Source organism: Sphingobacterium nematocida, assembly GCF_900168125.1.
GTDB lineage: Bacteria > Bacteroidota > Bacteroidia > Sphingobacteriales > Sphingobacteriaceae > Sphingobacterium > Sphingobacterium nematocida.
The window spans coordinates 252,607-266,842 of sequence record NZ_FUZF01000002.1 but is presented as its reverse complement, the minus strand read 5'-3'; the positions used below and the strand labels follow the sequence as shown (position 1 = coordinate 266,842).

The 14,236-nt window shown below is 39.2% G+C and carries 9 protein-coding genes; 5 read left to right on the top strand and 4 right to left on the bottom strand.

Annotated elements, in window-relative coordinates:
- Positions 1-4: 4 nt before the first annotated feature.
- Genes B5X76_RS21925 through B5X76_RS03375 form a run of 4 tightly spaced genes read right to left on the bottom strand, consistent with a single transcriptional unit; the run spans position 5 to position 4,495 of the window.
- Positions 5-460 (bottom strand): hypothetical protein, encoded by a 456-nt coding sequence (locus B5X76_RS21925; RefSeq protein WP_079641240.1) that lies wholly within the window; start codon positions 458-460, stop codon positions 5-7.
- Between the two features lie 28 nt (positions 461-488).
- Positions 489-1,808: a sensor histidine kinase gene (locus B5X76_RS03385; protein WP_079641238.1), complete on the bottom strand. Its 1,320-nt coding sequence runs from the start codon at positions 1,806-1,808 to the stop codon at positions 489-491.
- Between the two features lie 3 nt (positions 1,809-1,811).
- Complete coding sequence (locus B5X76_RS03380) at positions 1,812-3,173, bottom strand: sigma-54-dependent transcriptional regulator (RefSeq protein WP_079641236.1); 1,362 nt, start codon at positions 3,171-3,173, stop codon at positions 1,812-1,814.
- 14 nt (positions 3,174-3,187) lie between these two features.
- Entirely contained in the window at positions 3,188-4,495 is a 1,308-nt protein-coding gene (locus B5X76_RS03375; protein ID WP_079641234.1) for a TolC family protein, read from the bottom strand.
- A 266-nt stretch (positions 4,496-4,761) separates the two neighbouring features.
- Here B5X76_RS03375 and B5X76_RS03370 point away from each other — a divergent pair, with 266 nt between their 5' ends.
- From B5X76_RS03370 to B5X76_RS03350, 5 genes are all read left to right on the top strand, one after another.
- Positions 4,762-6,012 (top strand): efflux RND transporter periplasmic adaptor subunit, encoded by a 1,251-nt coding sequence (locus tag B5X76_RS03370; protein ID WP_079641232.1) that lies wholly within the window; start codon positions 4,762-4,764, stop codon positions 6,010-6,012.
- 44 nt (positions 6,013-6,056) lie between these two features.
- Entirely contained in the window at positions 6,057-8,444 is a 2,388-nt protein-coding gene (locus B5X76_RS03365) for an ABC transporter permease (RefSeq protein WP_079641230.1), read from the top strand.
- A gap of 162 nt (positions 8,445-8,606) precedes the next feature.
- The gene (locus tag B5X76_RS03360) at positions 8,607-9,284 is read left to right on the top strand and encodes an ABC transporter ATP-binding protein (RefSeq protein WP_079641228.1); all 678 of its coding nucleotides are present in this window, start codon (positions 8,607-8,609) and stop codon (positions 9,282-9,284) included.
- Positions 9,285-9,418: 134 nt separating this feature from the next.
- Entirely contained in the window at positions 9,419-11,818 is a 2,400-nt protein-coding gene (locus tag B5X76_RS03355) for an ABC transporter permease (RefSeq protein ID WP_079641226.1), read from the top strand.
- 29 nt (positions 11,819-11,847) lie between these two features.
- The gene (locus B5X76_RS03350) at positions 11,848-14,229 is read left to right on the top strand and encodes an ABC transporter permease (protein ID WP_079641224.1); all 2,382 of its coding nucleotides are present in this window, start codon (positions 11,848-11,850) and stop codon (positions 14,227-14,229) included.
- Positions 14,230-14,236: the final 7 nt, after the last annotated feature.

Genomic DNA, 14,236 nt, shown 5'->3' with positions numbered 1-14,236 from the left:
TCTTTCATCTCCAATACGGAAATCGCAACTTAAAAAACTCTTTAGGCTGCTCACTGCGGTAGAAAATCAAACCATAGTAAAACAAATCTATACAAACAATAAAACGCGGATCTTGGCATACCAATTGCCAGGATCGCTTTGTGATCCTATCCTTATAGATATTCGGAATTACCAAGTACTTAAACCGCCGAACCAGCACCGCAAGATCCTCCACATTCATCATAGACTTTTCGACAATCAGTGCCTTATCTGTTCCTATATCAAGACCAGATTCGGCATAATTCACCCCAAAGTAACCGGCTATATCCGCTAATAGCCCCTCCTGTTTACCAGCAACAGAATGCGTCTTTGATTTGGCGTAGATGACATTATCTGCCAATTTATACACAAATGGAGAATGTGTCCCATGTCGACTATTCGAAGAGAGAAAATGCATAACTCCTGTCCAGAAATACCTCATATTACAAAAATAGGCTTTAAACCAGACATTAGAAATTCAAAGTAAACACGCTCCCCTTCCCCTCTATACTATCCACCATAATATTACCATTATGAACCAGCATAATCTGTTTACTCAATGTCAATCCTACCCCCGTTCCTGTCTTACGTGTTGTAAAAAAAGGTGTAAAGATCTGCTCTTGGATCTCTGAAGACATCCCCTTACCATTATCAGCCACTTCAATACGCACATGTCCATCTTGAACTTTGCCCGTTATGCTGATATAAGGTTCGTCACAGTCACTCACCGCCTCCATTGCGTTCAACAATAAATTAATCAAAACCTGTTCAATTAGATTCCTATCCGCATACAGAAGCAAGCGCGTATCTTTTATAATGATATCAACATCTATTCCCTTCTGGAGCATAGTCGGCTCTAACAGCTGATAGATTTCTTCAAAAACATCAATAAGCAATACATTCTTGAAGTCAGGATGATCTACCTTATTAATCATCCTATAACTCTTTGCGAATTGCAACAAACCTTCGCTACGTCGCTTTATCGTATGGATCCCGACCTTAAGATCTTCAGTATCCTCATCTTTATACCCCATTTCCAATCGACCGTGTAACGTTTCAGCCAACGAACTAATCGGAGCAATAGAGTTCATAATTTCATGGGTCAATACACGGAGTAATTTATGCCAAGCCTTAGTCTCGGCTTCATCAATTGCTTCATTTATATTTTGACATACTACAATCCGGAACAACCCTTCCTGGGTTTCAAATTCAGAACTATTCATCAAAAGCTTAATCTTGCCCCGAATAGAATTTATTGTTTCCGTTTGCTGTCTGCCCACTTTCAGCCCTATTGTCTTTTCATACAGTTCCAGATGCCTTTTGATCAACCCTTTAATGTTACCAAGATGGGGAGTATTAAATAACTGCTTGAAAGCATCATTGATCCACACCACCTTACCTGATCCCGCCTCATAAAATATAATAGCCGAATCCAACATATTGATCACCTTGTTTAAATACTGATGCTGTATTTCTTTATCTATACTGATGCTTTTGTATACCGAATTAATATCATTAAAAGCCGTAAACAATCTACCCTCAACGGTTCTTGGGTTTTTCACAACAAATCTTCGTGTAAAATCTCTATATCTCACCGCTTCAGCAAAATCTAACACGTAATTCAACAAACGTCTTTCGACACTCAACCAGTAATATGCTATTCCAAAAAGCACGAAGAAAAGTAATACGGCATATAAAACACGATTTTCAAACAAGAGATAAGCTATCCCTATACATCCTATCAGTAAAAGACCAATCTTTAGAAAGAAAAAAAAACTGGATTTGCCCATTTATCAGATATTATATTTTTCCATTCTTCTGTACAATGCAGCTCGTGTTAATCCCAATTCTTTCGCGGCTTTACTGATATTACCATTGAATCGTTCAATAGCAGACTGTATAGCTTTACGCTCCATCTCCTCTAGACTTCTGTTACCATAAAGATTATTTTCCAGGACATTCTCTTGCGAAGCCACTTGTTCTATCGGCGAAAAAAGTATATCACTATCTTGTATACTCTGCTTTTCGCTCATAATGACGGCCCGTTCAATGCTATACTGTAATTCCCGAACATTCCCTGGAAAATGGTATGATCTTAACTTCTGCAAAGCATCTCTTTCCAGTCCTTCAATATTTTTGTGGTACTTCTTGTTATAAAACCTCAAAAAGTGGTTAGCCAGAAGTATAATATCTTCTCCACGTTCTCGTAAAGGAGGCACTTGAATTTCTACAGTATTAATCCTATAAATAAGATCTTTTCGAAAACGGCTCTCATCTGCCAATGCCCTTAATGGCACATTTGTAGCGCTCAACAATCGTATATCTATTTCTATCCCAGTATACGACCCCAAAGGTGTGACTTGCCGGTTTTGTAACACACTAAGTAGTTTGGCCTGTTGATGTAAACTAATGTTGCCGATCTCATCTAAAAATAAAGTTCCCTTCTGCGCAGCTTCAAAACGACCAGAACGGTCTTCCCTAGCATCCGTAAATGCGCCCTTTTTATAGCCAAAAAGCTCACTCTCAAACAGTGTTTCCGTTAATGCACCTACATCGACCTTTACGTAAGCCCCAGTACCTCGCAGCGAACGCTTGTGTAGTGCCTTTGCGATAAGATCCTTCCCTGTCCCGTTCTCTCCCAAAATCAAGATATTAGCTTCCGTTGGCGCTACCTTATCTATTTTATATTGCAAATCCTCCATTACACCCGAGCTCCCTACCAAATCATCTTCGTCACGTTGGATCAACACTGTTTTCTTCTTTCCTTTTTCCTTTACCTCACCATAAGCCGACTCCAATGTGCTAAGCAACTGCTCATTCTGCCAAGGCTTAACAATAAAATCAAAAGCACCCAGTTTTAGAGACCGCACGGCCAAGTCTACCGCTCCATAAGCAGTAATCATCACCACTCGGATGTGAGGGTATAGTTCTTTAACCTTTCCCAGCCAAAACAACCCCTCATTTCCTGTATTAATCGCACTTTTAAAGTTCATATCCAGCATAATAATATCTATTGTATGCTTTGATAGAATATTGAGCAAATTCTCTGGATTACGTTCCACCAGAACTTCTTTGACCAAGGGTTTCAATAAGATTCTTACTGCTGTCAGTAGATCCTGATCATCATCAACTATTAATACACTGGCTTTTTTCATTAGAACTAAAATAACTATAAATTTATCGTTCCAGCGTAATAATCATTGATATATTTTTGCAATATCATTTCATACTGCTTAATCAACAACTGCATTTTAGTATTATCCATTTTGTTCTTGGCAGTTAGGAAAATCACTGAGTTACTATTTCCAGCATCAAAATGGACCTGTGCGATACGAAAAGACTCCGCATAACTTTTTTCCTGTTCACGAAGATTGACGACATTCACCTGTAATGCTTCAAGATTAAACACCGTCTTAGCAGTCTCTTCACGAAGGGCATTTTTAGCAATCTCTTTATTCAAAATTGCGTCCTGCAAACTCAACTGCGCTAATTTGACCTGATTCCGCGTACGGAACTTATTAAAAATAGGAACACTGAGTCCTAAAGAAAATCCCTTCGACAAATAATTATTCATCTGTTCCCAATAGTTACTTTCATTTAGACTGGAGAAACGCGACCAAAGTCCCCCACTGAATGTTAACGACGGAAAATAAGCGGATCTTTCTACTTTTATACCATTCTCGGCTTCTTTTATACGCCAGTCAAAAGCCTTGTACTGGGGCAATGTACTCAAAGCACTCGCATAAAGTTCTTCGCTAGACCTAACAGTAGCTTCCACAGACAGCCCAAGAGGCTCGATATCACTTATACTATCCAATGGAATATTCAAAAGAGATGCCAGCCTCAGCCTGTTGATATTTAACAGCTTCTTACTCTCCTGCACCGCATTCTGATCCGCACGAAGTTGCCCCTGCAGGTCATGGTAATCTCCTGGGTTAACCGCCCCTTCCTTATGCAACACCGCAGTTCTGTTTACATTTTCCACGGTTACTTTCATCTGCCCCTCCGTCTGTACCAGTATATCTTTTGCGGTCAGAACTTGAACATAAGCTTCCAACACATCGAGCTTAAGCTCATTAATCGCATGGTCAAACTCAAATTTACCTGCCTCCTTTGCATTTGCACGCATGCGTACCGTATGCAATATCTGAAAACCGTTGAATATAGGAACATTCAAATTTAAAGACTGATTCCCCGAAAAATAGTTCTGTTCCACAAATTGATTAGTTGTAGGGTTAACACTACGCCCTTCATTATAGCCATGTCCTAACTCCGCATTTAGGCTGGGTAGTCTATTATTTTTCGCCTGCTTAAGCGAGATTTCATTTTTCGATAGATTTAACTCAGATTGTTGCAAACGGGGATTTCGCTTCAAAGCCAAATCAATACAGTCGGTCAGGGACAGACTCCCCATCTGTCCTTTGACCGACGTAAAACAAACAGTAAACAAAACAATAATTCCGACAATAGACTTCATTTCGAATGATTAAAATTACAACAGCCCATTCACAGCACGTGCCAAAATCATAAACAACTATAAAACAGCTCTGTATAAATGAAAATCACACCCAAGTGTTCACTGACGAACAACAAGTGTTCGAATACGAACACGAAAAAACAAACACAACAACTAAACAGCTACAAAACAACCACTTACAAAAATGGCACAAGATTGAATAAGCATACAGCGTGATAACTATCTAACAAATAGAACTTCATAAAAATTGATTTTTACTTTACTTAATGGACAGACCAATACAACAAAAGAAATGGAACACAAAGCGTATTCTTACATTAGTGGGAATCATCAGTGTTATCGCCCTAATAGGTGCCAGTTATTATTTCACCAGTGGAAATAGCCGTCTCAATGTAGAAGCCGACCGCATCAGCATTGTTGAAGTAAAAGAGGGGACCTTTCAGGAGTTCATCCCTATCAACGGCACAGTATTGCCTATCAGCAGCATCTATTTAGATGCATCTGTGGGAGGACGCGTAGAAGAAAAATATGTTGAAGATGGTGCGATCCTGAAAAAAGGAGATGCTATCATGAAGTTATCAAACACAGATCAAGAACTTAGCTTAGTTCAGCAAGAAACACAAGTATTAAATCTACTTACCCAAGGACAAATCGCTCGCACCAACGCGGAACAGGTATCGATAAACAATCGAAACCAAATGGCCGATGTTGAACAAGCATTCCGTGAATCTGCCAGAGTCTACAACCTTAACAAAAAATTATATGCAGAGAAGGCGATAGGATCTCAGGAATTTGAAAAATCAAAAAATGAATACAACTACCAAAAAGAAAGAGTAGCCTTGACCAAACAAATCTTACGACAAGACTCGATCTCGACAAACCAAAAGAGCAGACAGGATCAGGAGACTTATCAACGTACACAAAGCGCATTAGAGCTTATGCGTCGTAAAGTAGGCGACCTTATACTAAGGGCTCCGGTTGACGGTCAGCTAACATCTTTCGATGCTGAGATCGGACAAAATAAAAACGCAGGGGAACGTCTAGGTCAAATCGATGTATTAACAGGCTTCAAGGTACGCGCCGAAATAGATGAGCATTACATCAACAGGATCTTTACCGATCAAATAGGCGAATTCGTATTAAGTGGATCACCTTACAAATTAAAAATCAAAAAGGTATATACACAAGTCACCAATGGTCGCTTTCAAGTCGATATGGAATTCTTTGGAGAAGCTCCAAAAACGATTAGAAGAGGACAGACTTTACAAATACGTTTATCGTTGAGTGACGAAACCAAAGCGCTATTACTTGCCAAAGGTGGATTTTATCAACAGACTGGGGGGAACTGGATTTTCAAACTCGACAAATCAGGGACAACCGCTTACCGTATAGACATTCAATTGGGGCGGCAAAACCCCGAATTTTATGAAGTGATCAGTGGATTAAAATCCGGCGACAAGGTCATTGTCTCTAGCTATGAGACCTACGACAAGATACAGGAACTAAACATCAAATAGAGGTGTGAGATTCACCAATAACATATATAGATAATTTGATAACAATGATAAGGAATTTTATAACATCGGCTTTCAGGAATCTTTGGAAAACTAAGGGTTACAGTTTCCTGAATATTTTTGGTCTTGCACTTGGGATTGCGGTAACAGCCTTGATATTCCTTTGGGTAGAAGATGAGATTTCCTGGAATGATAATTTCAGCAACAAAAAAGATATCTATATCACCAAATCAAAACAAACTTATGATGGTAGCATCAATGTGTTTGAAGCAACCCCTGCTCTCTTTGCGAAGGAATTCCAAAGAGAGTTTCCAGAAGTACTGTATGCTGGAAGAATGAACTTTGGCAATAATACCTTGTTTAAAGTTGGAGAGAAAATGATTTATCAATTTGGTTATTACGCTGACCCCGAAATACTATCGATTTTTGCGCCTGAATTCATTAAAGGTAATTCCAAATCTGCATTGAACGATCCTACCAAAATTGTTTTAAGTGAATCTGCTGCAGAAAAGCTATTCAACACGACTGATGTCATTGGAAAAACTGTGAAACTTGACAATAAAGACGTTTATACGGTATCCGCTGTAACTAAAGATTTTCCTAAAAGCTCAAATTTTCGATATAATTGGTTAATTAATATTGAAAAATTAATTTCAGCAAATCCTAATTATGGATATGATAATTGGGGAAGTAATAATGTCATGACCTTAGTTCAATTGCGTCCTACCGCAGACATTAGCACTGTAAACACCAATTTGAAACATTACATCGAAGACAAGCTAAATACCAAGGAATATTCCTCTGAGAATTTCCTTTATCCAATGGAAAGATGGAGAATGTATAATCAATTCAAACAAGGGGTTGAACAGGACGGAAGGATTAAGAATATTCGTTTGTTCACTTCTATAGCCTGGCTAGTTCTGTTGATTGCATGCATTAACTTTATGAATCTTTCTACGGCAAGATCGGAGAAAAGAGCTAAAGAGGTGAGCATGCGTAAAATTGTAGGAGCTAAGAAAAAAACATTAATTTATCAGTTCTTAGGTGAGTCTATTGTTTATGCCTTTATTGCCGGTATTTTAGGCATAGGATTGGTAAAATTAGGATTACCTGCTTTTAATACGACGGTGGCTAAGGAGCTTTCGATTAATATCGGTAACTGGCAACATATAGGCTTTATCTCTATTATTATTTTAGCCGTTGGAATTATTTCAGGAAGTTATCCTGCATTCTTCTTATCCTCATTCGATCCATTAACTGTCCTAAAAGGAGGAAAACGGAAAATCGGTACAAGCAATATTATCCGAAAAGGACTTGTTGTCACTCAATTTACCGCAGCTATTATTTTGATGATCTGTACATCAATTGTCTATCTTCAGATTCAACACGCCAAAAACAGAGATCTAGGTTTCGACAGGAGTCAGGTTATTATGACTGATGTTCAAGGCGAAATGTATAAGCATATCGACGTTATCAAACAACAACTAAAGGCTACAGGAAATATAGAAGTAATCGGTTTGAGTCAAAATAACGTGCTGAATGTAGGATCAAATACTGGGGACTTTGAATGGGATGGCAAAGATCCTAAATCATCTATATTGATTGGCTATTCCTTTGTAGATCCGGACTTTGTAGAAGCACTGAGCATGAAACTTCTGGATGGCAGGAATTTCAGAACAGGCTTTTTAGGTGATAGCAGTTCGGTCTTGATCAATGAAAGTATGGCCAAATTGATTCAACCTGACGGTCTGGTTGCGGGAAAGTCCATTAAATTCCATGGAGATCCCTATACTATTGCGGGCGTGATCAAAAATTATGTATATAATGATATTTATGGAAATGCCGAACCTTTGGTGTTAGCCCCGTTGGCTCTGGGTCAGACTTTTGGGCGCTCCAATGGTGTGCTCAATATCAAAACCAAATCCGAGGTAGATTTTCAAAACGCATTAAAACAAATTGAAGATGTTGTAAAAAAATACAATCCTGATTTTCCATTCAATTATTCCTTCTTAGATGAATCCTTTAATAATTATTTCTGGTCTGAAATGATGCTTCAGAAACTAGCAAGTTTATTCGCGATTCTTGCTATAATTATTTCGTGTCTGGGTTTATTAGGATTAGCGGCATTTTCTGCCGAACAAAGAGCTAGAGAAGTCAGTATTCGTAAGGTATTAGGTGCCTCTGTGGGGAATTTAGTAAAAATGTTGAACACCGAATTCCTGATATTGGTTGGCGTATCTTGTTTAATTGCCTTCCCTATTGCCTGGTGGTTTATGCAAGATTGGTTGACTGGCTATAATTATCACATGGATATGCCTTGGATGATCTTCCTATTGGTTGCAGGATTGGCTTTACTGATCGCTCTATTCACGATCAGTACCCAAGCATTAAGAGCTGCGACTAGCAACCCTACGAAAGTGCTCAGAAACGAATAACATTCGCCTATGAAAAAAACAGAGTTAATCATTTGAAATATCCATGTAGCAGTAACTGCACAAACACCTATGACTGTAATTTGGATATTCCATCCCGACCAGTCGGGACGAGTTAATGACAATTAAAGAACAAATTATACGCATTTGAAATAAAGAAATACCATGATAAAAATAACGAACCTACAAAAGTATTACCGCACCGAAGAGGTCGAAACAGTTGCATTAAACAACGTAAACATCCATGTCAAAGAAGGTGAGTTTGTCGCTGTTATGGGACCATCGGGGTGTGGCAAATCAACATTACTCAACATAGTTGGACTTCTTGATGATTTAGATGAAGGCAGTTATCTCTTTAACGGCACCGAAGTCGCCAAATTCAAAGAGAACAATCGTTCCAATCTTCGAAAACACAATATTGGTTTTGTATTCCAAAGTTTTAACCTAATAGACGAACTTACTGTATTTGAAAACGTCGAGCTTCCTCTGGTATATACCAATGTCCCAGCAGCCGAGCGCAAACGACGTGTAGAAGAAGTTCTCGAAAAAGTACAGATTATGCACCGACGCAACCATTTTCCACAACAACTTTCAGGAGGTCAGCAACAGCGTGTCGCCGTAGCCAGAGCTGTAGTGAACAATCCTAAGTTAATTCTTGCTGATGAGCCCACTGGTAATCTGGATTCGAGCAATGGTAACGAGGTGATGCAATTACTTACTGAACTTAACGAGACTGGAACAACAATCGTAATGGTAACACACTCCGAACACGATGCAAAATTTGCTGACCGCGTGATACGAATGCTGGATGGACAGGTGATATTGGAATCCGCAACGACTTAATTAACTTTTCAAAAGCCTTAGATTATACTTAGCTATTACCATTTGCATTCACATTTTAAGAGTTTCAAGAACAAATATCACAGACAACCTTAGGAACGAATAATTTTCCGATTGTTTAACACCTGTAAGAAATTATGATAAGAAACTATATCAAGATAGCTTGGAGAAACCTACTAAAAAATAGATTTTTTAGCCTATTAAATATACTCGGTCTTGCTGTTAGTTTAGCTGTCGCTATTCTGCTAAGTACATATGGCCGTCAGCAATTGAGTTTCGACAAACAGTTTAAGCAAAAAGATAATATCTACCGGGTACTCATGGAAACCACAGCTGAGTACAATTACGAAAAATGGAGTAGTCTACCCAATGCTGTAGGTCCAGCAATGTTGAGCGACATACCCGAGGTAAAAGGTTTTGCTCGACTGGTATCTTTAGACTTCACGGGTTATGGTTCGATACGCGCGAACAACAACAATTTTGTCGAAAAGAACATTTTCCTGACAGACTCTTCATTTTTTGACCTGTTAGACATAAAGTTTACCGAAGGGAATAGCACAAATGCCTTTCAGAATCCCAAAAGTGTAGTTATCTCTGTTAGCAAGAAAGATAAAATGTTTGGCGATCAGCTGGCACTAAATAAACAGCTCATCATAAATCAACGGGATACTTTTACCGTATCGGGTGTTTTTCAGGACCTGCCTGAAAATAGCTCTTTCGTCGGAGACATCCTATTAGATATCATGGACTCTTGGATGGGGAAAAACGTCTACTGGGCTAATGCCAGCTACAATACCTTTTGCCTGCTAAACACGAATAGCGATCCTGTAGACATTGAAAAAAAAGCAACAGCTCTTATAGACAAGTATGTTCCAAAGGACAATCAGTACTATACGCGTTTCCATCTACAGCCTCTATCAAAAATCCATCTACACTCACAGGACTTGCGGGATAACTTATCGCCAAGACAAGGAAGTATCCACACCGTACGCACGGTATTAATACTCTCTGCGCTCATCATATTCATTGCCTGTATCAATTATATGAACCTAGCCACAGCTCGCTCGCAAAAAAATGCGAAAGAGGTAGGGATAAACAAGGTGTTGGGGGCCAATCGTAGTCACATTAAACTTCGCTTTTACCTCGAAACGGCTATCATTTCTTTCTTTTCTATTCTGTTGGGGTTGGGGTTAGCCGTTCTTGCTTTGCCGGCATTTAATACCATTATTGGAACTGAAGTAAGTACAACAGTACTATTTAGCATAGAAAACATGGGGATATTATTCGTAGTGTGGCTCCTAATCACTTTGGTGGGAGGTAGCTATCCTGCATCAATGATGGCTAGTATATCAAGTCTGTCATTAATGAAGAATATCGTTGTACAAAGTAGAATTGCACAGATCCTTCGTAAAGGTTTAGTGGTATTCCAATTCACATGTTCTATTGTATTGATAATCGGTGTGGTAATCATCTCGTTACAAATGCGTCATGTTTCAGAAAAAGACCTAGGATATCAGTCCTCTAATATCTTGGTGCTCCCTATTCGATCGATCAATAATCTAGAAAAATTGAACAGTATCAAACAATCTGTTTTAAGCCTAGCTGGTACAGAAAGTATTTCTACGGTACAGACTTATCCCGGATTTGGAGAAAGTGGAAAAAGTGTATATCGACCAGGAAATAACAAAGAAGGTCTACCGACACTTTCTTCCAGTAGTCAAGGTGCTATCGTACCAACTCTTAAACTACACCTCCTTGCGGGAAAAGATCTCCCTAAAGATATAGCAGAAAAAGACGATGCCTGTTATGTATTGGTGAATGAAGTGGTATCATCCTATTTGGGCTATGACAATCCAGCCGACGCTGTAGGTCAACGTATCACAACAGAAATGTCCACAAATTCTATTATTACAGGAGTAGTTCGAAATTTCAACTTTGCCAGTTTAAAGGAAAACATTGGAGGGTATATGTATTACCATATGCAAAAACCCAACGAAGGCTATAGGTATTTTCTTGTCCGCTATAACACCACGACCACGACAGCCTATGTTGCTCAAATACAAAGAATATTTGAACAACAATTACCCGATGCGGCTTTTGATTATCAATTTTTGGATGAACATATTAAAAGTTACTATACCATAGAGAACCGAACGAACAAGATTATTACAACATTCTCATTGTTGACCATTTTTATCGCCTGTTTAGGTCTATTTGGATTGGCAGCTTTCACGGCAGAGCAGCGTAAAAAAGAAATCGGCATTCGAAAAGTATTAGGGGCCAATCTTTATAAAATCATAAGGTTATTGTCGACCCATTTTTTAGGTTTGATTCTCGTTGCCTTCCTTATCTCTACGCCAATAGCTTGGTGGTTATTTTCCCGTTGGCTACAAGATTTTAACGATAGAGTAAATATTCCTTGGTGGTCATTCGCTGTTGCAGGTCTATTCGCAATCGTCATTGCCTTATTAACAGTAGGATATCAAGCATTAAAAGCCGCCAGAACAAATCCGGTCGATAGTTTGAAGGATGAATAATTTATTGGCTGCATAAAACAAGTATAAACATGATAAAGAATTACATCAAAATAGCCTGGCGAAAACTTTGGAAAAACAAAGTATATTCCCTCATCAATATATTAGGTTTGGCACTGGGCATAAGTGTAACCCTAATCATTGCACTCTGGGTCAATTCAGAATTAAAATATGACCGTTTTTACACCATAACTGATCGGCTCTACCAAGTCTATACCCGCGATGCCTTCGATGGAGAGCAGCACACATGGGGGGGCACACCGGCTGTTCTCGGTCCCATTCTAAAAGAAGAACATCCAGAAATTGAGCATATGGCTCGAGTATGGAATATAGATCATCGCATCCATACAGATGCTACATCCGGCTTTAAAGCAACAGGTATCGCGAGCGATGCGGCATTTTTTAACCTTTTTGACTTTCAATTCATTAATGGAAATAAGCTAACGCCGATCGACCGCCCAGATGCTATTGTACTAACAGCTTCTATGGCTAAAAAACTGTTCGGCTCTCTTGATGTCATTGGCAGACATTTAGAACTGGATACCATAACATCTCTGATCGTAGAAGCTGTTATCCAAGATATCCCCCATAATTCTAAATTTGAAGGAGTTGATTTTTTCTGTTCATGGAACTATCTTTCGAAAACGGGACAAACATTTAGCGATTCATGGACCGCTTATAACCATCAGACCTATGTATCTCTAAAGGAGGGTATCGATCTAACAACGTTCAATAATAAGGTTGAAAAATTAGTTACAAACCATACCAACGGAGAGACCAAGGCCAGTATTTACCTTTATCCGGCGAGCCGTTGGCATCTGTACAATAAATCCGTCAACGGACACATGGTTGAAGGCAATATGGTCACCCTAAGGATGTTTTCCCTCATCGGGTTATTCATACTTCTCATAGCTTGCATCAACTTTATCAATCTAAGCACAGCTGGCGCAGAGCGAAGTGCAAAAGAAGTTGGTGTGCGCAAAGTCGTTGGTGCATCTAAAAAATCACTAATCCAACAATTCCTATTAGAGTCAATTATTATTACACTTTTCGCTGGTATCGTTGCGCTTTCGCTAATTGTACTCGCTCTACCGATATTCAACAGCATTATCCAAGGAAATATCTCCATCAATGATCAGTCTCTTTTCTTTTGGGGGCTGTTTATTCTATTTTTAATCGTATCCGCTATAGGTGCAGGTATATACCCCGCATTTGTTTTATCTTCTTTCGAACCGACAAAAACCCTTAAAGGTAATGTGTCCGCTTCGAGATCCGGATTAAAACCCCGACAGATTCTGGTGATCCTACAGTTTGTCATATCAATCTGCTTAGGGATCTGCACTTTTATTATTAGTCAGCAAATACGTTACGGTCAGGACCGTAAAAGTGGTTATGACCAAAGTAACTTGGTATACTTTCCTTTAGAGGGGCGTCTAGATAACAACTACGAAGCATTAAGAAATGAGCTAATTCAACAAGACATTGCAAGCAGTGTTACGAAATCATGGGGGCGCATCAGTCGATATGGTAGTAATAGCTGGGGATATGCTTGGCCTAATTCTAAACCTGAAGATTATGATGTCGTATTCAATAACATGAATGTCGATCGGGATTTTATCAAAACGATGGGAATACGTCTGCTACGGGGAAGAGATATTGATATTAATAAACACCCTTCCGATTCTACGGCAGTATTACTAAACGAAGCGGCGGTAAATCGCATGGGACTATCTGATCCAATTGGCGTTCAGATAATAGCCGCAAAAGGTACACCTTACGAAAAGACATTGAATGTAGTTGGTATTATTCAGGATTTTGTATGGCAATCTCCTTATGACGATATCGCACCTATGTTGATCCAAGGACCTAACTGGTCGGACTATGTACACATTCGACTGAACCCATCAAGAAGTCTAGCCTCTAACATCGCCAACGTCGAACTTATACTAAAAAAATACAATCCAGATTTCCCAACTGATCTCCATTTTGTGGATCAAGAGTATGCTAAAAAATTTGCTAGTCAAAAACGTACAGCGAACCTAACAGGACTTTTTTCCGGATTAGCCATTTTTATCGCTTGTCTAGGTCTTTTCGGATTAGTATCCTTCTCCACGACACAAAGACAAAAAGAAGTAGGCATCCGTAAAGTGTTAGGCGCTTCAGTAGCGGGCATAGTTTCGATGCTATCAAAAGACTTCCTAAAGTTAGTGATTCTTGCTATACTAATAGCTTCTCCAATTGCATGGTGGCTTATGAACAAATGGTTGGATAGCTTTGTACACCGAGTCGATATATCGCTAGGGACTTTTATTATGGCGGGGGCGCTAGCTGTTGCACTTGCACTTATCACGATCAGCACATTAGCAATCAGGGCCGCGCTAAGCAATCCCGTTAAAACGCTTAGAGACGAATAATCTGAAT